21 protein-coding genes are annotated in these 20813 nt (G+C 48.4%); 9 read left to right on the top strand and 12 right to left on the bottom strand.

Features of this window, described 5'->3' with window-relative positions:
* Positions 1-7: 7 nt before the first annotated feature.
* Complete coding sequence (locus HWI92_RS20190; protein ID WP_204658638.1) at positions 8-976, bottom strand: MlaD family protein; 969 nt, start codon at positions 974-976, stop codon at positions 8-10.
* Positions 977-1071: 95 nt separating this feature from the next.
* Positions 1072-1887: an N-acetylmuramoyl-L-alanine amidase family protein gene (locus tag HWI92_RS20185; protein WP_204658636.1), complete on the bottom strand. Its 816-nt coding sequence runs from the start codon at positions 1885-1887 to the stop codon at positions 1072-1074.
* 77 nt (positions 1888-1964) lie between these two features.
* Here HWI92_RS20185 and HWI92_RS20180 point away from each other — a divergent pair, with 77 nt between their 5' ends.
* Positions 1965-4856 carry a putative LPS assembly protein LptD gene (locus tag HWI92_RS20180; RefSeq protein ID WP_204658634.1) on the top strand — a complete coding sequence of 964 codons (2892 nt, stop codon included), beginning with the start codon at positions 1965-1967 and terminating at the stop codon, positions 4854-4856.
* Between the two features lie 66 nt (positions 4857-4922).
* On the opposite strand, the gene HWI92_RS20175 is transcribed toward HWI92_RS20180, so the two are convergent.
* Positions 4923-5318: a DUF1573 domain-containing protein gene (locus HWI92_RS20175; protein WP_204664732.1), complete on the bottom strand. Its 396-nt coding sequence runs from the start codon at positions 5316-5318 to the stop codon at positions 4923-4925.
* Between the two features lie 204 nt (positions 5319-5522).
* Between HWI92_RS20175 and HWI92_RS20170 the strand changes: the two genes are divergently transcribed.
* From HWI92_RS20170 to HWI92_RS20155, 4 genes are read left to right on the top strand one after another with little or no spacing between them, the layout of a single operon-like run.
* A complete protein-coding gene (locus tag HWI92_RS20170; protein ID WP_204658632.1) occupies positions 5523-7934 on the top strand; it encodes an alpha-ketoacid dehydrogenase subunit alpha/beta in 2412 nt (803 codons plus the stop codon).
* A gap of 12 nt (positions 7935-7946) precedes the next feature.
* Positions 7947-8480, top strand: coding sequence for a sugar transferase (locus HWI92_RS20165; protein WP_204658630.1), 534 nt, complete (start codon positions 7947-7949; stop codon positions 8478-8480).
* Positions 8474-9076, top strand: coding sequence for an acetyltransferase (locus HWI92_RS20160; RefSeq protein WP_204658628.1), 603 nt, complete (start codon positions 8474-8476; stop codon positions 9074-9076). The genes HWI92_RS20165 and HWI92_RS20160 overlap by 7 nt, the downstream gene beginning before the upstream one ends.
* On the top strand, positions 9073-10197 hold the full coding sequence (locus HWI92_RS20155; RefSeq protein WP_204658626.1) for an aminotransferase class I/II-fold pyridoxal phosphate-dependent enzyme: 1125 nt from the start codon (positions 9073-9075) through the stop codon (positions 10195-10197). The genes HWI92_RS20160 and HWI92_RS20155 overlap by 4 nt, the downstream gene beginning before the upstream one ends.
* A gap of 51 nt (positions 10198-10248) precedes the next feature.
* Here HWI92_RS20155 and HWI92_RS20150 read toward each other — a convergent pair whose 3' ends face one another.
* The 4 genes from HWI92_RS20150 to HWI92_RS20135 all read right to left on the bottom strand — a co-directional run bounded on the left by HWI92_RS20150 (position 10249) and on the right by HWI92_RS20135 (position 12785).
* A complete protein-coding gene (locus tag HWI92_RS20150) occupies positions 10249-11103 on the bottom strand; it encodes an FKBP-type peptidyl-prolyl cis-trans isomerase (protein ID WP_204658624.1) in 855 nt (284 codons plus the stop codon).
* 79 nt (positions 11104-11182) lie between these two features.
* Entirely contained in the window at positions 11183-11845 is a 663-nt protein-coding gene (gene nth, locus HWI92_RS20145) for an endonuclease III (RefSeq protein WP_204658622.1), read from the bottom strand.
* Between the two features lie 117 nt (positions 11846-11962).
* Entirely contained in the window at positions 11963-12211 is a 249-nt protein-coding gene (locus HWI92_RS20140; RefSeq protein ID WP_204658620.1) for a hypothetical protein, read from the bottom strand.
* A complete protein-coding gene (locus tag HWI92_RS20135) occupies positions 12186-12785 on the bottom strand; it encodes an RNA polymerase sigma factor (protein ID WP_138283266.1) in 600 nt (199 codons plus the stop codon). Before HWI92_RS20135 ends, HWI92_RS20140 begins: the two co-directional genes overlap by 26 nt.
* Before the next feature lie 370 nt (positions 12786-13155).
* Between HWI92_RS20135 and HWI92_RS20130 the strand changes: the two genes are divergently transcribed.
* Positions 13156-13851, top strand: coding sequence for a YjjG family noncanonical pyrimidine nucleotidase (locus HWI92_RS20130; RefSeq protein WP_204658618.1), 696 nt, complete (start codon positions 13156-13158; stop codon positions 13849-13851).
* A 5-nt stretch (positions 13852-13856) separates the two neighbouring features.
* Here the strand turns inward: HWI92_RS20130 and HWI92_RS20125 are convergent, their stop codons facing one another.
* The 4 genes from HWI92_RS20125 to HWI92_RS20110 form a co-directional block, all read right to left on the bottom strand.
* Entirely contained in the window at positions 13857-14747 is an 891-nt protein-coding gene (locus HWI92_RS20125; RefSeq protein ID WP_204658616.1) for a trypsin-like peptidase domain-containing protein, read from the bottom strand.
* Between the two features lie 12 nt (positions 14748-14759).
* Entirely contained in the window at positions 14760-15302 is a 543-nt protein-coding gene (locus HWI92_RS20120) for a DUF2911 domain-containing protein (RefSeq protein ID WP_204658614.1), read from the bottom strand.
* A 4-nt stretch (positions 15303-15306) separates the two neighbouring features.
* Complete coding sequence (gene porG / locus HWI92_RS20115; RefSeq protein ID WP_229248378.1) at positions 15307-15969, bottom strand: type IX secretion system protein PorG; 663 nt, start codon at positions 15967-15969, stop codon at positions 15307-15309.
* A gap of 63 nt (positions 15970-16032) precedes the next feature.
* Positions 16033-17043 carry a DUF6089 family protein gene (locus HWI92_RS20110; protein WP_204658612.1) on the bottom strand — a complete coding sequence of 337 codons (1011 nt, stop codon included), beginning with the start codon at positions 17041-17043 and terminating at the stop codon, positions 16033-16035.
* A gap of 239 nt (positions 17044-17282) precedes the next feature.
* Here HWI92_RS20110 and HWI92_RS20105 point away from each other — a divergent pair, with 239 nt between their 5' ends.
* Genes HWI92_RS20105 through HWI92_RS20095 form a run of 3 tightly spaced genes read left to right on the top strand, consistent with a single transcriptional unit; the run spans position 17283 to position 19687 of the window.
* Positions 17283-17909, top strand: coding sequence for an ABC transporter ATP-binding protein (locus HWI92_RS20105; protein ID WP_204658610.1), 627 nt, complete (start codon positions 17283-17285; stop codon positions 17907-17909).
* A gap of 28 nt (positions 17910-17937) precedes the next feature.
* A complete protein-coding gene (locus tag HWI92_RS20100) occupies positions 17938-19179 on the top strand; it encodes an ABC transporter permease (RefSeq protein WP_204658608.1) in 1242 nt (413 codons plus the stop codon).
* Between the two features lie 55 nt (positions 19180-19234).
* The gene (locus HWI92_RS20095; RefSeq protein ID WP_204658606.1) at positions 19235-19687 is read left to right on the top strand and encodes a DUF3299 domain-containing protein; all 453 of its coding nucleotides are present in this window, start codon (positions 19235-19237) and stop codon (positions 19685-19687) included.
* A 3-nt stretch (positions 19688-19690) separates the two neighbouring features.
* On the opposite strand, the gene HWI92_RS20090 is transcribed toward HWI92_RS20095, so the two are convergent.
* Complete coding sequence (locus HWI92_RS20090) at positions 19691-20776, bottom strand: complex I subunit 1/NuoH family protein (RefSeq protein WP_204658604.1); 1086 nt, start codon at positions 20774-20776, stop codon at positions 19691-19693.
* Positions 20777-20813 lie beyond the last annotated feature (37 nt).

Here is a 20813-nt window from a genome sequence, read left to right as displayed (position 1 = left end):
TCCAATGTTACTTAATGACCGTAGTGGTGTCCAGGGGCGATTCGGCAGGACCTTTATCCTTTTTACCAAAAACAGAAATACTGACGTAGCGTTTGGGATGTTCCCGGAAGTTTGTCAGCAACTTATTAAGGCTCACAATCGTGCGGTCGATGTTATTGTATAATGTTTCATCCTTGATGAGCCGGCCGGCTGTTCCCTTGCCCGACTCAACACTGTCAAGAATCTGGCGCAGCTCGCCGATGGCTTTATTGGCATTTTGCACGGTTTCTCCCAACCGCAGCGCATTAAGTGAGTCGGCCAGACTGCCGGTTTTGGTGAGGAGCGGTTTGAGTTCCTTTTCAGTTTCAACCAGTGAAGTGGAGAGCGTATTGAGATTGCCTGTCAGCGCAAGGAGGTTTTTCCGGTTTTCACCTAAAAGCCCCTGCAGACTGCTGCCGGTTTGATCGTAGTTTTTTAGTACCTGATTCAGGATCAGCCCGGTTTCTTTAAATCCGCTTACAACAAGGTCCAGGTTTTTCACAAGAGAGTCTGCATGCGTAACCAGCGGCAAAGCCTGCTTTTCGAGTACGGCACTAATGCCCGACTCCTTATCAGCCCGCAGGGTATCCCCATCTTCCAGGTTTTTGCCGGCCGGACCCATTGCCAGGTGCACTACCTTACCGCCCAGCAATCCGCCATCAGCCAGTACGGCAGTACTTCCTACCGGGATGTCCACGCTTTTCTGGATGTCCAGCGTCACGAGCAGCTTGTTATTCTGAGCAGGAAGCAGCCTGATCTCCTGTACGCGACCTACATTCAGCCCGTTTAACAGTACAGGATTGGAGGCCGTAAGACCATCGATATTATCGTAAATGACGTGGTACTTATAGGTTCTTGAGAAAACATCTGAACCTTTGAGGACATGAAAGCCGAAATAGAGAACTACAATAGCCACCAGGGCCATCGTTCCGACTTTTGCTTCTCTGGATAATTTCATGGACTAGCTGATTGGCACTGTGTGTTTGTACTGATTTACCGTAAACATCAAATTAATGACATTTGTTTGGCTAAATCAAAACAAAGTGCGCCAGGCTACCGGTCCATATCCCGCTTGTAGGCCATAAATGCCTGGTGAATGGACTCTGCCACTTCTTCCTGGCCTTCGTCCGAGCTGAGGTATTCTTCCTCGTCGGGTGAGGACAAAAAACCGGTTTCTATCAGCACGCTGGGCATGGCGGCACGCCAGAGAACCAGAAATCCGGCCTGCTTCACACCCCGGCTTTCACGTTGGGAAACAGTCTGGAACTTTCGCTCGATCAGGTCGGCGAGACGCAGGCTGCCGGAAATAAATGCACTCTGATAGTTGGCCAGCATAATATGCGCCAGCGGGGAATTAGGGTCGAAACCCTTGTATTTCTGCTTGTAGTTGGTTTCCTGAAGAATTACCGAGTTCTCCCTTCTTGCCACTTCAAGGTTGCCTTCTGTTTTGTGCAAACCCATCACGAAAGTCTCGGTACCGTGTACGGAGCGCGACCGGGGCGTGGCGTTACAATGAATGGAGATGAACAGGTCGGCATTGTTGCGGTTGGCAAAAGCCGAACGCTCACCGAGCTCAATAAAGACGTCGGTGGAGCGGGTGAAAAGTACCTTTACATCAGGTGTTTCCTCTTTGATCTTCTTCCCCAGTTCAAGGGCTACGCTGAGCGCCACATCCTTCTCTCTGGTGGTACGGCCTCTCGTACCGGGATCCTTGCCGCCATGGCCCGCATCAATCACCACAGTATTCACCTTACTTCTGGTGACTGTAAAAGCTTCTTTTCTGACAGGTACCGGCTCGTTTTTGAAGACAAATGCAAGACTTGCCAGGAGACAACTTGCAGGGATAACCAAATTAAGAACTTTTAACATTATTTTTTATAAGGTGGCGTTACTCGTTAGAGGTTTCTCTGCTAATTTTGAAATTCCGTTATGCAAAAATACTTTATTTGTTAGAACTGAAAAGAAAGGCGATTATTATATCGTCTGTTGTTGCGCTTCTTCTATTCAGCACAGTAGCATGCGTGCGGCAACGCACCGGGAAGGCGGGGAAAAATGCTGGAAAAACGAAAGTTACGGCTTCTGTCAATCAGTCAGCAGATTCTCTGGTTACTGCGCAAAACAACTCCCGTACGGACACCTCCGGTACCGGGAAAGCATTACTGTCTTCCTCACGAATGCCGGGAGACAGCGTACGGGCCGACAGCCTTTCCGCTGATTCAACCCGGGCAGATTCCCTATCCAATCCCGACGATCTTCAGAGTGTAGTCCAGTACGTGTCGCAGGACTCTACCATCACGGATGCCGTGCTGAAGCAGGTACATTTATATGGCAATGCCGAGGTAACGTACGGCACCATCAATTTGAAAGCCAACTACATCCGGCTCAACTGGATTACCAATGAAGTATATGCGGTAGGTACCTACGACTCCACGGCCAAAAAAATAGTCGGTGATCCTATCTTTCAGGATGGGACGGAGATGTACAACACCAAGGAAATACGCTACAATTTCAAGAGCAAGAAAGCATTGATCCAGGGGATTGTAACCCAGGAAGGCGACGGCAATATCCGCGGCGAGAAGGTCAAAAAGGATGACGAGGGAAACTTTTACATCCGCCACTCGATCTATACAACCTGTAACCTCACACACCCGCATTATTACATCAATGCGCCCAAAATCAAGATGGTGAACAAGAAGCAGGTGATTTCCGGGCCTTTCAACCTGGTCATCAGCGATGTACCGCTGCCAATTGCATTGCCTTTCGGCTTTTTCCCTTTTCCGAAGAAAAAAGAAACGGGTACCTCCGGGATCATTGTGCCTACCTACGGTGAGGAGCCCAACGGACGCGGTTTTTACCTCCGGGAAGGCGGATATTACTTTGCGATCAGTGAATTTGTGAACCTGACATTGCTTGGGCAGATCTACTCTACAGGCAGCTGGGGGCTTGGTCTGAGCTCGGTGTATACCAAAAGGTACCAGTACTCGGGCAATATTGCCCTGCGCTTTAACCGTAACAAGTCGAGTGACGAGATCGACAGGCTCCTGGGCCGGGGTATCACCAATGATTTCAGCATTGTATGGTCGCACACGCCAAGGCCGCGGGGCAACTCCACGTTTTCTGCGAATGTTAACGTGACAAGCAACAGTTACAATCAGTTTCAGGAATTTGATACGCAAAGGTACATTTCCAATGTAGCAAGCTCATCGGTGCAGTATAACCGCACTTTCGGGCAGTACATGCGGGCAGCAGCAAGTTTGCGCGTGAACCAGAACTTCGGTCAGTACAGCCAGGTTACAAACAGGCGGGAAGGCGGAAAAACCAACATTTCATCCGATTTCAGCTTTGGCGTCAACCAGATCGCACCATTTGCATTGAGAGGCGGACAGGGGCGGTGGTACGAAAGCTTCCGGCTGGGCCTCGATTTCAATGGAAACTACACCCTGACCAACTCGCTGGCTTCCATCGACACTTCTTACAGTACTCTGGGTTTTGTACTCACCAATAAAGTAAATTCCTCCCGCATCAACACGGCAAAAACGGTTGCATTTAACCTGAACAACCTGCCCGCAATGCTCCGCGACGCACAATTTACGGGACGGTACAGTCTTCCTATTTCTTTGCCCAACTTCAAGGTATTGCGCTTTGTGAACGTGACGCCCAGCATCGGACTTTCCGGCGAGGTATTTACCAAGCAGTACCGGTACACCAAGGTAGGCCAGGACAGCATCCGCATTGATACTCTGAAACAGGCAGGTACCGAGTACACCTACAACTTTGCGACAAGTCTTAACACCCGCTTTTACGGTACTTTCTTTATAGGCGGGAGAAGGCTGGAAGCGATCCGGCATACGGTAATCCCGCTGATCTCATTTACCTACACACCCGACTTTACCGGTGATGCATTCGGATTTTATGAAAGGATCAATGTGACCGACAGGTCGGGAAATAACCGGGAGCTGTCCCTTTCCAAATTCAGGGGAGTAGGCTCGGGTATAGGCAATGGGCGGGCATCAAGCGTCATTTCATTCAGTTTGAACAACTCTTTTGAAATGAAGCTCAAGAGCAAGAGCGACACGGCGGCAGCGCAGTTTGAAAAAGTATCACTGCTGGACAACCTGAGCATCGGAGGTAGCTATAACCTGCTTGCCGACTCGCTCAATCTGACCAATATTACTGTAAATGCAAATGCGCGGATCGGCCGGAACCTGAACCTGAACTTCAATATGAACCTTGATCCTTACGCATATGAGCCCAATCCAAGGGCCATAGGCAACCAGATAGGGACCAAAGTGAACAAGTATGCCATTACGCAGGGACAAGGCCTTGCCAACCTTCAGAACCTTGGTTTCACACTGGGTACCAGCTTTTCACCCAAAAGTTCGTCCAATAATAAACCCAAACCGACAACGCCCGGCCAGCCCGACAACTCGCCTACCGAGGCTCAAAAAGAGTTTATCGCGCAAAATCCGGACCTGTATGTGGACTTCAACATTCCGTGGAACGTGTCGCTGAACTACAACTTCGGATTGTCCAAGGCGGGGTTGTCCAATGCCATGCTGATTCAGGCCATTCAGGCTACAGGTGACCTGAGCCTAACCAAGAACTTTAAAGTAAGCGTCAGTACCGGGTTTGACTTTACGGCATTCAGTCCTACGATAACAACCCTTTCCCTGTACCGCGACCTGCACTGCTGGGATATGAGTTTCACCTGGACACCTTTTGCCGGCAGCTCGGCCCGGGTAAGCAACTATAGCTTCACCCTAAAGGTAAAATCTGCCATCCTGCAGGACCTGAAAGTAACAAGGCGCCGCTCTTTCTACGACAGGTCGGCTTATTGATGGAAAGTCACAAAAAAATGGCTGCCAGTACTGGCAGCCATTTTTTTGTGAAGTATGATGCGACGTTTATTTAGAAGACTTCGCAGCTGCTTTTGGCACAACTTCACCATTGAGATACAATGTAATAGAACCACCCTCGGTGTTGCTGAAAACTGTTACTGGCTTGTTGAAAGGGCCGGCAGCAGCAGCGTTGAAGGTAGCCTTCACAGATCCTGTTTTACCAGGGAGCACGGGATCCTTGGACCAGACCGGCGTGGTACATCCGCATGAAACTGTTACATTGGAAAGGACCACGGGATCAGTTCCGGTGTTGGTAAACACAAATTCGTGTGTAACAGGAGTTCCTTGTGGCACTTTGCCGAACTTATGCGTCTCTTCCTTGAATTTCAGAACGCCTTTCTGGGCAAAACTAACGGTAGAAAGACCTACCAATAATACCAGCGCTGAAAAGAATACTTTCATAATGCACTTAGACATTTAGTGATGAAAACTGATTAGCAAACAAGATTAACTTTAAAAAGTTAAAATTAATAATCATTAACCATTATTAACAATGGGTTTTAAAGTTATACGTATTAGTAAATGGGATTATTATTTTCCTGTATAATTTTGGCCTGGCCTCAAAAAGGCGTAATTTGATCATAGATTGAAATCCGAATTTTGCGTATGCATCAAAATGACAGTCTCACCGGTTCCGGTATTTTAAGTAAGGAAAACATCATTCATGACTACCGTTTGGCCTGCGAAAGCCGGCAGGTAAGCTTACTTGGAAGGAAGGATACGATGGGCGGACGTTCTAAGTTCGGCATATTCGGGGACGGGAAGGAACTGGCGCAATTAGCTATGGCAAGGGCCTTTAAACCCGGCGACTTCCGGTCGGGATACTACCGCGACCAGACCGTGGAAGCGGCGGTCGGCAATCTTACCTGGCAGCAGTTTTTTGCACAGATGTATGCCCATGCGGACCTTGAACACGAGCCCAGCACAGGCGGCCGCTCCATGAACGGCCACTACTCCACCCGCTGGATAGCGGAGGATGGGCAGTGGCTCGACCAGACAAAGCTTTTCAACTCAGTTTGCGATATTTCCTCTACAGCCGGGCAGATACCCCGTGCAGTAGGGCTGGCTTATGCCTCCAAATTGTTCAGGCAAAACCAGCAGCTCCATGGATTTACCAACTTCTCGCACCAGGGAAGTGAAATCGTTTTTGCAACCATCGGTGATGCATCCACTTCTCAGGGCATGTTCTGGGAGGCCATGAATGCAGCCGGCGTATTGCAGATCCCAATGCTTACTTCTGTCTGGGACGATGGTTATGGAATTTCGGTACCTATTGAGTACCAGACTACAAAAGGTAGTATCTCCAAGGCTTTGGCCGGGTTTCAGCGGAATGAGGATGAACCCGGGATGGAGCTTATTTCGGTAAAAGGCTGGGATTACCCTGCATTGATCGAAGCCTACCAGAAAGCCGCCCGTATTTGTCGGGAGGAACATGTACCGGTACTAGTGCATGTCACCGAACTGACACAGCCGCAGGGCCACTCCACATCGGGCTCGCACGAACGTTATAAGTCCAAGCAGCGCCTCAAATGGGAACAGGAACACGACTGCAACATCATTTTCCGGGACTGGATCCTGAAAAACGGCTATGCTACCGACGAGGAGCTTGAACAGATTGAAGTTGAGGCGAAGGAAACAGCAACTGCTTCCAGGAACCTGGCATGGCAGGCTTACCGCAAGGATCTGGACAGGGAATACCTGGAAACCATTCAGCTGATACAAAATGCATCCAAAGAGTCGGCACAGTCGGCGGTTGCGTTGAGCAATGTAGCGCTCGAACTTTCAAAAACTTACCTGCCGGTACGCCGCGATATGGTATCTGCCATCCGTAAGGCGCTGCGCATTCTTGTAAAAGAAGAAAATACATTTAAGCATGCATTACAGGAATGTTTGCAGAAAGATCTGAAAGAAAATGCGGCAAGGTTCAATACACACCTTTACAGTGACACTCCGCAATCGCCCCTGCACGTAGAGCCTGTACCACCGGTTTTTGGAGCACATAGTCCGCTGGTAGACGGCCGGGAGGTAATCCGCTCTTACTTCAATGCCCTGTTTGAAAAAGATCCTGGCGTAGTGGCACTCGGGGAAGATATCGGGATGATCGGGGATGTAAATCAGGGATTTGCCGGTCTGCAGGAAAAATACGGCGAGCTCCGCATTACAGACACGGGTATCCGGGAAACGACGATCATCGGACAAGGTATCGGACTTGCGATGCGCGGTTTGCGGCCGATTGTGGAAATACAGTATTTCGATTACATCTATTACGCACTATCCACCCTTACGGACGATCTGGCATCGTTGCGGTACCGGACGGCTGGCGGGCAGCGCGCGCCGCTCATCATCCGCACCCGCGGTCACCGCCTGGAAGGAATCTGGCACTCGGGCTCTCCGATGGGTACCATGCTCAGCAGCCTCCGCGGATTGCATATTGCAGTACCCCGTAACTTTACACAGGCTGCGGGATTGTATAATACCCTTTTACAAGGAGACGATCCCGGTCTGGTTGTGGAACCATTGAACTCGTACCGGCAAAAAGAAACTTTGCCCGAAAATATAGGTGAAATATGCATTCCGCTTGGCCAACCCGAAATTTTACGTCCCGGAAATGACATTACAATTGTGACTTATGGCTCCATGTGCCGTATAATAATGGAGGCCGCTGCACAATTGCAGCATTTGGGTATTGAAGCAGAGGTGATTGATGTGCAGACATTATTACCATTCGATATCAACAACAGTATCGTTGAGTCCATCAAAAAGACGAGCCGGGTTGTATTTGCCGATGAGGACCTGCCCGGAAGTGCGTCGGGGTACATGATGCAGCAGGTAGTGGAAAAACAGCAGGCATACCGCTGGCTGGACGCTGCGCCTGTAACCATATCCGCAAAGGATCATCGCCCGCCCTACGGTTCGGATGGCGATTACTTTACAAAGCCCAATATGGACGATGTAATTGAAACTGTTTACAAAATCATGCACGAGGCGGCCCCGCTAAAATATCCGGAGCTATACTAATGCGCGATTTTTATGACTTATCTTCAATCAGGAAAAAGATTTCTTGATGTATTTGCTGCGGTGGCGGGGATGATCATCCTGTCACCGCTTTTTCTTGTCCTTACCCTCCTGCTGGCAGCCGTACATAGCGGTAGTCCCCTGTTTTTTCAGCCACGCCCAGGCCTGCACGGAAAGATTTTCATTGTAGTAAAATTCAGGACGATTTGTCAACATTCCGGCCGGGCGAGTCCTTTCTGCCGCTGGTTGCGCCGGTCTTCACTGGATGAAATACCGCAACTATGGAATATACTTAAAGGTGAAATGAGCTTTGTAGGTCCCCGGCCGCTGCTGCCCGAGTACCTTCCCGCCTACAATGCTTATCAGCAGCAAAGACATAACATGCGTCCCGGCTTGACGGGCTGGGCACAGATCAACGGGCGGGACAGGCTGTCGTGGGAGCAAAAGTGCGAGCTCGATGTGTGGTATGTGCACAATGCTTCCCTGTCGCTCGACATCCACATTTTCCTGAAAACCATTTTTACAAAACACACTATTGTACCATGCTGATCTACGGTGCGGGCGGACATGCCAGCGTGCTCCTCTCCTTGTTATGTGAAAACCACATTCCCGTACAATGCATTTTTGATGACCTGGTTGCGGGTGGTAACATCGAAGGCATTCCGATTGTACATTACCAACCGGCGGTTTTCCCAGACGAAAAGATTTTAATCGCCATCGGTGATAATCAGACAAGGCGGCTGGTGGCCGGCAAAGTACTGCATTCATTTGCATGCCTTGTTCATCCGGATGCTTACATTGATAAATGCTCGGAATTGAGTCTCGGTAGTGTGGTCATGCTGGGAGCCATCGTCCAGGCTTGTAGCCGAATTGGAAAACACGTCATCATCAATACGGGAAGTATTGTCGAGCACCATTGTGTTATTCATGATTACGCACACGTTGGTCCGGGTGTGGTGCTCTGCGGGCAGGCGTCGGTAGGCGAGGGTACACTCATAGGGGCAGGAAGCGTGGTTTGTCCCAACATTTTCATCGGGGCAAACTGTATTATTGGTGCAGGTACCGTAGTTACCCGGAACATTCCTGACCACTCCGTAGCAAGAGGAAATCCCGCACGTATCATCAAAGCCAGCTGCACCCGATGAAACCAAAAATCTGGCTTTCTCCTCCGCATATGGGTGGCAGTGAGGTGCATTACGTGCAGGAGGCATTTGAGTCCAATTACATTGCTCCCACGGGCCCCAGTGTTGATGCATTTGAAGACGCGCTTTGTAAATACACCGGCAGCAGATATGCCATTGCCACCAGCTCGGGCACGGCTGCCATTCACCTCGCGCTGCTCGCACTGGGCATCACCCGGGGCGATATCGTACTTTGCCAATCCCTGACCTTTTGTGCTTCTGCGAACCCGATTATGTACCAGGGTGCTGTGCCGGTATTTATTGACAGTGAGCCTGCAAGCTGGAATATTTGCCCGAATGCTGCCGAAGACGCTATTTTGTATTACATCAGAAAAGGCATCGTACCCAAGGCAATTATGGTAGTGCACCTTTACGGCATGCCAGCCTGCATGCAGGAAATGCTCTATCTCTCACGCAAATACAACATTCCGATTATTGAAGACGCGGCAGAAGCCCTGGGATCTGCTTTTCAGGAAAAAAAGGCCGGTACTTTCGGCGATGCAGGCATACTCTCATTCAATGGAAATAAAATAATCACTACCTCAGGGGGAGGTGCGTTACTCACAGACCGGGCAGCACTTGCGGAGCGCGCCCGGTATCTTGCCAGCCAGGCCCGTGAAAATGTGGCGCATTATGAGCACAGAGAGATCGGGTATAATTACCGGCTCAGCAATGTTTGTGCAGGTATTGGCTTGGGACAAATGAAGGTACTGGATCAACGTGTGCAGCAAAGACGTCATGTATTCATGCACTATAAACAAAAGCTGGAAAATATAACAGGCATATCTTTCCAGCACGAGCAGGACACTGCATATTCAAACAGATGGCTTACAGCCTTACAGATTGATCCAGCCATGTTACTAGGACTGCGGTTGCGCCTATTTGAGAATCTGGCTGCCGAAAACATTGAGGCCCGGCCGGTATGGAAGCCGATGCATATGCAACCTGTTTTTCAGGGCACGCAATTCTTTGGCTCGGATGTGGCCCAACGTTTATACAAGAATGGAATCTGCCTGCCCTCGGGCTCAGCACTGACATCCGGCGAGCTTGACCGCATTACCGGCTGTATGTTGCGCAGTCAATAGAAAAGCCTCCGCATAGCAATGCGGAGGCCTGGTCATCAGATGATGATGAATCTATTGTACTTCAACCTCAAACTGTAATGGAGCATAAGGCAGAATGGTCCCGCTGCCGTTTTTACCATAACCCAATGAAGAAGGGAAAATGATAATTGCTTTTTCCGTTTTCTTCAGCTTGCGGATCGCCCGGTCGAAACCACTGATGGTATTGCCGTTGCCCGTGATAAATGAGGCAGTGCCACTGTCAAATTTGGTATCATCCAGCAACTTGCCGGTATACTTAACGCTGACCGACTTTGCTGGTCCGATGGTATCACCGGTGACCGTATTGGTTTTTACAATTACAATGTTATCCGCAGTTCTTTCAGACACAACGAATTTTTTAGCTGCAATGAAATCATCAATCTGCTGAACCTCCGTGCGGGTTTTGATAAACTCCACTTCCAGACGGATGGGTGAATAGGCCGGAATATTTACTTTGTCGGCATTGCCTGAAGCAAGGTAGTAGGGCAGGAAGAAAGTAGCTTTTTCACCTGTTTTCATCAGGAAGATCCCTCTTTCGATTCCACCCCAGTACACATAACCTTCTACTGGAAAAGTAAACTCAGTTTTGCTGTCGACAGTTGACGAAACGACCTTGGTACCATTCAGCAGGTAGCCGGTATATTTAATTGTCGCGGCATCCCCTGTTTTGGCAGCTATTCCCGCAGGATTGGCGGTACGCTTGATATAGTACAGGCCGGAACTATCTTTTACAGCTTTTTCGCTCATGCTGTCTGTTTTGATAACAGCTTCGATGGCAGTTTCATTCTCTGCAATTTTCTCAACATCCTTGTTGTCCGAAGAATCCATACAGGAGGACAAGCCCACAAGTGCCGCAAAGAAGTACAATGATAAACGGATATGCTTCATTGGAAATAATTAGGTATTTGAACGATTAATGGGATAAGTACTATGTCAATGGATGCGGGAGGTACCAAAATGGTTGTAATCAGGAGGGAAAAATATCTTGTCTGACATATTTCTCGTAATACTTGCAAAACGAGGTAAGTGGACATTGGTCACACTTGGGACTGCGTGCCAGACATATATACCGGCCATGCAGAATGAGCCAGTGATGCGCCTTATGTACGAGTTCTGCCGGGATGTATCTGATCAATACTTTTTCTACAGCCAGCGGCGTGGTAGCCGTTGAAGGTACCAATCCCAGCCTGTGCGAAACACGGAAAACATGCGTATCCACAGCCATGGCAGGCTGGTTGAAAATTACCGATGCAATTACATTGGCCGTCTTCCTGCCTACACCCGGAAGCTTCTGCAGATCGTCGACTGACGCGGGTACTTCAGAATGAAATTCGTGAACCAGCATATTGGCCATGCCAACCAGGTGCTTACTCTTATTGTTGGGGTATGATATGGACCGGATGTACGTAAAAACTTCCTCCGCACTGGACGCAGCGAGTGATTCAGGATCGGGAAACCGCTCAAACAGGGATGGTGTCACCAGGTTTACCCGCTTGTCTGTACATTGGGCAGAAAGGATAACTGCTACCAGAAGCTGGTAAGGATCCTGGTAGTGTAACTCAGTTTCCGGATCGGGAAAGTTCTGCGTAAAGTAATCCAGGAACAGCTTAAAGCGCGCTCTTCTTTGCATGTTAAAAAGTGCCGGACCTACGCCGCGACAAAACTGATGCCGCAGACAGAAGCTATCTGCGGCAATAAATAATAAGCATTGCCCATAACTGACGGACAAACAAAAAGCCTGCTGCTCTTAAAACAAGAGAGCAGCAGGCCGTTTGGCAGTGAATTGCTGCGAATACCTGACGATAGCGGAAACCGCCTGATCCGAAGGTACACGGACGATGTTATTGAGCTGACTTTTGATCTCAAGAGAATCAAGATAAAAGTTCATCAGATCGTCGTCCAGCGCCAGCGCCTCAATAATCAGTTCATTTTCATTCTCTGTTGTTTCGGCATAAAGGTACCTTACAACATCATCGTAGGTAGAAGTTTTTATCATACTGTGGGGCACGTTGGTTAAACTGCTTACGCAAATTTATTAACGCGTAACGCATCCTTCCTAATGCCGTATTAATACTCACACCCGTAGCATCTGCAATCTCCTGAAAACTCATGTCCTCATAATGGCGCATGATCAGAACCTGCTTCTGCACATCCGGTAACCGCTGGATCATCTCCCGCAGTTGCTCATGTGTTTCCTGACGAATCTGGACTGACTCAACGGAATCTTCCGAAAAATCCAGCGTGTTGAAAACACTGCTCCCATCTTCAAATACTACATTAGGATAGCGTTTGTCGCGTCTGAAATAATCAATAGCGAGATTGTGTGCGATTCGTATAATCCATGGCAGGAACTTGCCTTCGTCATTATACCGACCACCCTTTATTGTATCAACTGCCTTAATGAATGTATCCTGCAATAAATCTTCGGCTACATACTGGTCTTTGACAATCAGATAAATAGTGGTGTATATTCTTGACTTGTGGCGCTGAACAAGCTTTTCGAATGCTTTTTCATTACCGTGGATATACAATGTTACCAACTCACTGTCGCTAACTTGGACTTTCTCCATTTTTACTATTCGATTTAGTTAACGTAGAGCAGTTCGTCGATATTGTTTCTCCTTTCTGGTTAGGTGATAGATGGAAGTGACTTTCTCAATTTTGAATTATACATATCAAAGATGTACAGAACACAAATAATTTGCAAATCTTTGGGTTGCTTTTTTTTATAAACCGTTTTACGTTAACAGATGTTAACAAATCACCCGTGCAGGCTGCTCCCAGCTACAATTTCGCCTCCCGGCTGTTGATATTGCTACATTTTGTAGAACTATAAGAATAAAAGGAAAAAGAACCCATCAAAATTTGCGGTCAAATACACTGGTTGGCTGCCACACACAGAAATTTCACTTTATTAACAATTTTTGAACTTTTCCAAGAATGAAGTACGAGCACCTTTTCTTTGATCTCGACCATACCCTATGGGACTTTGACAAAAATTCATCCGAAAGCCTGGAAGAAATTTTTCATTCACAAACCCTGCATCAGCACGGCGTCCACTCTTGTGATGATTTTATCAGTTCTTTCCTGAAAATAAATGCAAAGCTGTGGAACGATTTTGACACAGGACAAATACACCATACCTATATACGTCAGAACCGCTTTCGGCTGGTATTTGAATCCCTAGGCCTGGCTTGCCCCGACAATCACCTTGAAATCGGAGAATTGTACCTGCAAACCTTACCGGACAAAAAACATTTACTGGAAGGTGCCTCGCAGGTGCTGGACTATGTGACTGCCGCAGGGTACAAGCTGCATATTATTACAAATGGCTTCAATGAGGTACAAGCCCGGAAGCTTTCGGGCTCGGAGATCAGCCACTATTTCGAACATGTCATCACTTTTGAGAATGCACAGGCAAAAAAGCCTGATCCAAGGATTTTTGAATACGCGCTTTCCGTATCGGGTGCAAAAGCAGGAAACAGCCTGATGATCGGGGATAACTGGATAGCTGATGTAATGGGCGCCAAACAGGCAGGGCTGGATACCGTGTACTACAATCCCGCAGGACTTACCTTTGACCAGACACCCACTTACGACATCCGGAAGCTGGACGAGTTGCTGCTGATCCTGTAAAACTGTTAATAGTCGCCCTCGTGAAAACTAACTTTTTTGTCGCGGAGAAACTGCTTGATCACGTCTACATGCACGCACTGACCTACATTCAGGAAAGGATAATTTGAAACTTTCTTACGCTGCCCGCCGGTGATTACCTCCTTGTTGACCTGGTCAAATCCAAGGTGCAGATGGCGGGTGGAAGCCTGCATTCCGAATATTGTTCCCTGACTGTCGAATAAAGGTCCGCCGCTTTGCCCCCTCAGTCCAGGCGTACTCATCTCAATACCTACAATTTCATTCTGATCGCCTATCTGGCGAGTCACAATACCGTCTATCGGGAAGGTGGGAGTGCGTGTTTTACCATCACGGGTCCATTCAATATCCCCGGACACATTGTTGTACTGAAAATTACTAAACTCCGGAAACGGGTAACCCAGCCTGCAAAGGTATCTTCCCGGCTTTACCAGGCGTGAGTCTTTCAGGAATGTCGCATGTCCCTGATACTGGCTGCTTTCAAAATCGCGAAAGTGGATGATTGCGAGATCCTGTGTGGGGTGAAGATGAATGGATAAACCTTTGTACTTGTCAACACACTTGATAAAGTCAAACAGGATCCGGATGGGTCTGGAAGCATTGATCTTATATTTCCCTTCGAGCAGGGTCCGCTGCGTGGCCAGGCCGGGGTCCTTTTCAAACCGGCGAAGCTCACTCCTGAATTTCTGATAGTTTTCGTAAATCGACTGTGCCTGCAAGATCTGACGCGCTACGTGGCTGCACGTAACCGCAAACCCCTCATCATTTACAAAAAATAAAGTAGCCGTGCCCGGAATGATATCGGTACCGTTATAGTACCTGAAAATAAAATGAATGGGACGCGTAAACCGGTCGACCTTCTCTATGGCCTCAACAAACATATTTACGCATTCTTACAGATGGGTGAATGGAACGAGTGCTTCGGTCTGATCCCAGCTCAGGACCATGTTGACGCCTTTTGGGATTTCTTCAAAATAAATCCTGAACTTTTCCTGCACAGCCGGCCGTATCCTGATCGGCACATCTACCCGGAGTACATCCTTGCCATCGTTATACTCAGTTCCCCACTGGCCTGTTTCGGCGTTTAAAATAATTTTCCAGCTGCTTTGTCCCGGCACCGAATAAAGTGAGTAGCTGCCTGCCTTAACAGGTTTGCCATTCATTGCAACATCGCGGCCTATTTCTATCACAGTGGCCTCATTGGCACCGGTACGCCATACTTTGCCATAAGGCAGCAGCGCTTTGTCCTCTTCCCGGCCGAACAATAAACGCCCCTTTTTGCCGGGACTACCGTAAGTAACTTTGATATCGACATCATTGATGCTGGTTTCGGCAACACTGGCAGGACTGAATGAGCGTGTGTACTTTCTGAAACCCAGATAGCCCAAGATGATGACAGTTGCAAGAATTAGTGTGATGCGTAAAGGTTTTTTCATTTTGTCACGGACAAACAATCTTGTAAAAGGTGTAGCTCACGGATAATCTCAGGAAAAGGTAGGAATCTTTGAGAGAAGGATCACCCTGCTGCAGTTTGTCATTATTGACAGGCTCACCACCCAGATTGTCAAGATAGTCGCTGAACGTTTTGCGCGCACCAAGTTCAAGACCAATGTTCCAGGGCCGCTTTACCTGGTACTTGATCCCTACCCCGTAAGGAAGTACAAGAGAACTGGTCTTGTAGGAAGCAGTTTGCGGGGAAGGCGAAAATTTCATCAATCCGATTCCGCCAAACACGTAAGGTGTCCAGTTAAATGCAAACCGCCTGTCTTCGTAGTTCAGGAAGTTGTACTCCGCCACGGTACTTCCCTCAAAAACCCGGCTGCGGAATGACATATTCCTGGCCTGCTGAAAAGGATCCTTGCTATGCTCGTCGGAAGCAGTAATAAGACCACCCATGATTTCTGCACGCAGTGATAATGCCTGTGAAGGATTATACCGGAAAAACAAGCTCCCACCCGGACGGAAAAACCGCAGCCGGACGGAAGGCGAAATATCTCCTTTATAATTAAGACCGCCGAGGCCTGCTCCCAGCTCTATTTTCTGGGCAGAGACGGGTGTATGTCCTGTAAAAAAGCAAATACCTGCCACAAGTACTGTAAGCAAGTATTTACACTTTGTTTTCTTAAATCCGTAATTCAAAGGTGTGTTGTGTTAAGCTGCTGCTGTCTATTTCAATGGCGGACATTTGATCTGGGATGGCAGCATATAATGTACATGTATCATCCCGAACATATATGCATCCTTTTGGGTCGGGCTGTTGCCCCGGGCTGTACCCGGTGCGCCGAAACCCGTAGTAGGCAATACTGCCAGCGGATCGTTGGTTTCGATGTTATAGTTTGTTTGTAAAAACTTCTGCAATGCCTGGGTACGATCCGCATTTTTCCGCACAGCTACCGGGTTGGTACTTCTGTTAGCCATGGCAAGTGCCAGCGGGTTGTCTGCAAACAAGGCAGGATCAGCATAATTCCCGTGTGTATCGTCCAGATAATCCGTGAATGTCTTGCGGAAACCAAGCTCAGCCGAGATATCAAACCGTGAATTGATTTTATAACGCACACCTATACCCACCGGAATCGCAAATTGTACCAGGGAGTAGGGCTTTGCATAACCTTCATTTCCCTGACCTTCTGTACCCAGCGGCTGCAGTTTCACCCAATCCCCTTTCAGCGAATCAAGTGCTTTGGGATTTTGAGCCGTTAATGCAATCCCTGCAAACAGGTAGGCTCCGAGCTGTGGACGCCTGTCGTAGCTGCGGTTATCCGGGGTAAGTTTGAAAATACCCTGCAATGAAAATTCTTTAAGATCATTACGGAAGTGCAGGTTCCTGGCATAAAAGATGTTTGCTTCATGCTTTGAATCCCTGTTCATAATATAATCATCTCCGGCAATCCTAGCATAGATAAAGCTCGCACGTGCCGCCAGCCGGGGTGTGAAGTGACGGGTATAATTACCACCTACACTCCAGCGCATCATTTTGAACGTAGAGGAAAGCGGCCGGCGGTAAGGAGCAAGGTCACCATAGTAGTTGGATGTACCAATACCGAAGCCTGCTGTTGAATAGGGAACAAAATAGCCCCGGCTTTGCGCCTGTATGTCACGGTGTGTGAGTAAAAGTCCAAAAGTCAATACTAATGCCAGCCCACCGGACACGCTCTTTAATAAAGGTTCTCTGCGCATTATAGGATCATTTTTTTGCAAAAATAGAACAGTTGTTGGTTTTCTTGAGGTAGTACACCTTTTTCAACGTAAATGCCATCCTTTTATTTACAGGCACCGTATTTTTAAAATTACACCTGTATAAAACCGGTAAACGATCATCCGTTTGAAGATTTACCCCTGGCGACAATTCCACTTGCTTAAACGACGAAAGCATTCATATCTTCCTTATTATTGTACGTCGGTTCAATTCTGCGTGCATGATTTCAAGCAATAACCTGCGTTTCGCCTATCCTTCCGGTAAGAGTTTTACATTCCCGGATATCCATTGTGACGACAGCGAGACACTGCTGATCCTGGGACAATCAGGACGTGGCAAAACGACCTTTCTTCATCTGCTGGCACTCCTGCTGAAACCTGAGTCAGGCCGGATCCTTGTTCAGAATCAGGATGTCATGCGCCTTTCTGCTTCGGAAACCGTCCGGATGCGGGCCAGGAACATGGGTATCATTTATCAAAAGCCGCACTTTGTAGGCGCACTGTCTGTGCTGGATAACATATTGCTTGCCAATTACCTTGCAGGCGCGCAGCAAGACATGCAAAAGGCCGTTCAGCTGGCTACACACCTGGGCTTTGCTGATCATTTATCCAAGAAAACCACCCAGCTCAGCCAGGGTGAGCAGCAAAGGGTAAGCATTGCACGCGCGCTGATGAACAATCCGAATGTCATCCTGGCTGATGAGCCCACTTCAAACCTGGACGATGCTAATTGCTACCGGGTGATCGAGCTGCTTCGCGAACAATCTGCTGCGATCGGCGCCAGCCTGGTAGTCGTCACGCACGATCAGCGGCTGAAAGATGAATTTCTTAACCAGGTTCTTCTGTAATGCTCTTGATTTTACATAAACGCTCAGCATGAACATATTTAAAATCAGCCTTGCCAACCTGCGCGAGAAAAAACTGAACAGCTTTCTGAGTGCATTACTGCTGACCCTGGGGATCGGCATGATTTCGCTGCTGCTGCTCCTCGACAAGCAGCTGGATGCGCAGTTTAAAAGAAACATCAAGGGAATAGACATGGTAGTAGGCGCCAAAGGCAGTCCGCTACAACTTATTCTTTCCAGCATTTACCAGATTGACGCACCTACGGGCAATGTTCCGCTGGCCGAGGTAAACAGCCTTAAACGCAATCCGTTTGTCAAAACAGTTATCCCGCTGTCCATGGGCGACAACTACCAGGGGTACCGCATTGTGGGCACTACGGACCAGTATCTTAAACATTTCGGAGCTCAGGTAGCTGAGGGTAAGCTTTTCGAGGCTTCTATGGAAGTATGCATTGGAAGTAAAGTAGCCCGCCAGCTCAACCTCCAAATCGGCGACACTTTTGCCAGCTCACACGGGCTCGATGCCGAGGGGGACGCTCATGGTGATCATAAGTACAAGGTTACAGGCATTTGTTCGCCCAGCGGAACGGTAGTGGACCAGCTTATTCTTACGGGTTTGTCGAGCGTGTGGGATATTCATGAGCATGGGGAGGAAGGAGAAAAGGAGGAGGGAGGAATGGAGGAAGGGGAAAAGGAGGAGGGAGGAATGGAGGATGGGCATGGAGCGGAGCGGCAGGTGACGAGTGCATTGATACAGTTTCGTAATCCGATGGGCCTGATGACTATTCCGCGGCAGATCAATGAGAATACATCGATGCAGGCGGCGCTGCCCAGTATTGAGATCAACCGCCTCTTTTCGCTCCTGGGAGTAGGCATTGAAACCCTGCGTGCATTGGCGATCATTATTATTACCATTGCCGGGGTAAGCGTTTTCATTTCACTTTATAATTCACTGAAAGAACGCAAGTACGAAATGGCACTCATGCTGTCTATGGGCGCGACACGCAGCAGGTTATTTCTCATGCTGCTGCTGGAAGGTATTATGCTCGCGACAATTGGGTTTCTGGCGGGTGTGGTACTCAGCCGCGTTGGATTATGGGCATTTTCGCAGGCAGCGGAACAGGACTTTCATTATTCACTGCGGGAATTTACAATCCTGAAAGAAGAGTTGTACCTGCTGGCAGGTGCACTGGCGATCGGGCTGGTAGCTGCTGCGCTGCCTTCGCTGGGCATCTACAACCTGAATATCTCCCGTACGCTGGCGGAGGAATGATATTGTGAGTAAATTTGTTAAACAGACTTTCGGGTAATATCAAATGCGAGGCACTATGAAACCAGTCAGGATTTTCTTCTTTTTACTTCTTATTGTATCGTTTGCAGCATTTAAGCCGGCGGAGAATCCGGTAAAAGTAACCTGGGAAACACTACGGGATGTGACCTTCAAGAAGAAATGGTATGCAGAAGAATCCATTTACATGCTGCATCCTACGTTCGGGCCCAATGTGCAGAAACTGAAAAACCAACAGGTAGTGATTACGGGTTACATACTTCCCGTAGATCTGGAAGCTAACTTATATGTACTATCAGCATTCCCTTTCAGCGCGTGTTTCTTTTGCGGAGGCGCAGGGCCCGAAACGGTTATGACCCTGAATTTCAAGAAAAAGGATACAAGAAAGTTTAAAACAGACGAAAAGCTTACTTTTTCAGGAACACTGAAACTGAATGCGGACGACATTTACCAGATGAACTACATTCTCGACAATGCCGAGATCGTCAACTAAGCATTACATGCCGATCAGCCGCCAGACACCGGAAATGAAGAAGAGTACCAGTCCCACGGGTGTAAGCACTTTCCAGCCCAGGTACATCAGCTGATCTACCCGCAGCCGCGGAAGCGTCCAGCGTGCCCACATCTGGATCAGGATCCCGAACATGGCTTTTGCCAATATCCAGAATGCCCCAGAGATATAACCCCAGATCGTACCCGGCTCACCGCTGGTCCATTCGGCCAGCTTTAACGGACCGATATTGGGAAAAGGTGTATTCCAGCTTCCCAAAAACAGGATTGCTCCCAGCAGGCACACCAGCAGCATCATCCCATATTCCGACAGCATAAACAGCGCCCAGCGCATACCCGAATATTCAGTATGGAAGCCGGCGACAATCTCGGACTCACCCTCGGGAAGGTCAAATGGCGCACGGTTGCACTCCGCAAGGGACGCTATAAAAAAGACTACATAGGCGATGAGCAGAAAAGGATTCCGGACAATGTTCCAGGCCAGAAAACCACCCACATTTGTCACATCTATTCCCAGCGATTTTAGTCCAAAAAGATAAACGGTATCAGTGGAATAAATACCCTGCTGGAAGCTGATCAATTGCAAATCAAGCGTTTGCGTCAGCATGATTACACAAAGAATGGAAAGCCCCAGCGGTATTTCATAAGAAATAATCTGCGCTACGGCCCGCATGGCGCCATACAATGCAAACTTGTTATTGGAACCCCACCCTGCCATCAGCAAACCAATTACATCCACCGATACAATCGTGAGCAGGAAGAAGATACCGACTGCCGTGCCCGAGCCTGCCAGTCCCGGCGCCAGGGGCACCACGGCAAAGCCCGCAAAAACAGAAATAAAAATAATGAAGGGAGCAATCAGGAAAAGCCAGCGATCCGCTGCACGGGGAACAATATCTTCTTTCTGAAGAAGCTTCAGCAAATCGGCGAAAAGCTGCAGCAAGCCCCATTTACCCACTTCCATAGGACCCAGCCTGTCCTGGATAAAAGCCGAGACTTTCCTTTCCAGGTAGACGCCTATGACTACAAAGCCGGGAACAAGGAGCAGAAAAATAATGAGAGTAACCGGCATTAATGCAGCTGAGACAGGATTCGGAACTGTGCAAAAG

It is taken from the genome of Dyadobacter sandarakinus, from assembly GCF_016894445.1.
In the GTDB taxonomy this organism is placed as follows: Bacteria; Bacteroidota; Bacteroidia; order Cytophagales; family Spirosomataceae; genus Dyadobacter; species Dyadobacter sandarakinus.
Note: the sequence above shows the minus strand (reverse complement) of the source record. Positions and strands in the feature narration are given on the sequence as shown.

Bases quoted from the DNA above. Each gene is read 5' to 3' on its own strand.
- HWI92_RS20150 (WP_204658624.1), bottom strand. From the start codon at position 11,103: ATGAAGCATATCCGTTTATCATTGTACTTCTTTGCGGCACTTGTGGGC.
- HWI92_RS20110 (WP_204658612.1), bottom strand. From the start codon at position 17,043: ATGCGCAGAGAACCTTTATTAAAGAGCGTGTCCGGTGGGCTGGCATTA.
- HWI92_RS20120 (WP_204658614.1), bottom strand. From the start codon at position 15,302: ATGAAAAAACCTTTACGCATCACACTAATTCTTGCAACTGTCATCATC.
- HWI92_RS20170 (WP_204658632.1), top strand. From the start codon at position 5,523: ATGCATCAAAATGACAGTCTCACCGGTTCCGGTATTTTAAGTAAGGAA.
- HWI92_RS20135 (WP_138283266.1), bottom strand. From the start codon at position 12,785: ATGGAGAAAGTCCAAGTTAGCGACAGTGAGTTGGTAACATTGTATATC.
- HWI92_RS20100 (WP_204658608.1), top strand. From the start codon at position 17,938: ATGAACATATTTAAAATCAGCCTTGCCAACCTGCGCGAGAAAAAACTG.
- HWI92_RS20185 (WP_204658636.1), bottom strand. From the start codon at position 1,887: ATGTTAAAAGTTCTTAATTTGGTTATCCCTGCAAGTTGTCTCCTGGCA.
- HWI92_RS20105 (WP_204658610.1), top strand. From the start codon at position 17,283: ATGATTTCAAGCAATAACCTGCGTTTCGCCTATCCTTCCGGTAAGAGT.
- HWI92_RS20090 (WP_204658604.1), bottom strand. From the start codon at position 20,776: ATGCCGGTTACTCTCATTATTTTTCTGCTCCTTGTTCCCGGCTTTGTA.
- HWI92_RS20190 (WP_204658638.1), bottom strand. From the start codon at position 976: ATGAAATTATCCAGAGAAGCAAAAGTCGGAACGATGGCCCTGGTGGCT.
- HWI92_RS20155 (WP_204658626.1), top strand. From the start codon at position 9,073: ATGAAACCAAAAATCTGGCTTTCTCCTCCGCATATGGGTGGCAGTGAG.
- HWI92_RS20140 (WP_204658620.1), bottom strand. From the start codon at position 12,211: ATGATAAAAACTTCTACCTACGATGATGTTGTAAGGTACCTTTATGCC.
- HWI92_RS20130 (WP_204658618.1), top strand. From the start codon at position 13,156: ATGAAGTACGAGCACCTTTTCTTTGATCTCGACCATACCCTATGGGAC.
- HWI92_RS20125 (WP_204658616.1), bottom strand. From the start codon at position 14,747: ATGTTTGTTGAGGCCATAGAGAAGGTCGACCGGTTTACGCGTCCCATT.
- HWI92_RS20165 (WP_204658630.1), top strand. From the start codon at position 7,947: ATGACTTATCTTCAATCAGGAAAAAGATTTCTTGATGTATTTGCTGCG.
- nth (WP_204658622.1), bottom strand. From the start codon at position 11,845: ATGCAAAGAAGAGCGCGCTTTAAGCTGTTCCTGGATTACTTTACGCAG.
- HWI92_RS20175 (WP_204664732.1), bottom strand. From the start codon at position 5,318: ATGAAAGTATTCTTTTCAGCGCTGGTATTATTGGTAGGTCTTTCTACC.
- HWI92_RS20160 (WP_204658628.1), top strand. From the start codon at position 8,474: ATGCTGATCTACGGTGCGGGCGGACATGCCAGCGTGCTCCTCTCCTTG.
- HWI92_RS20095 (WP_204658606.1), top strand. From the start codon at position 19,235: ATGAAACCAGTCAGGATTTTCTTCTTTTTACTTCTTATTGTATCGTTT.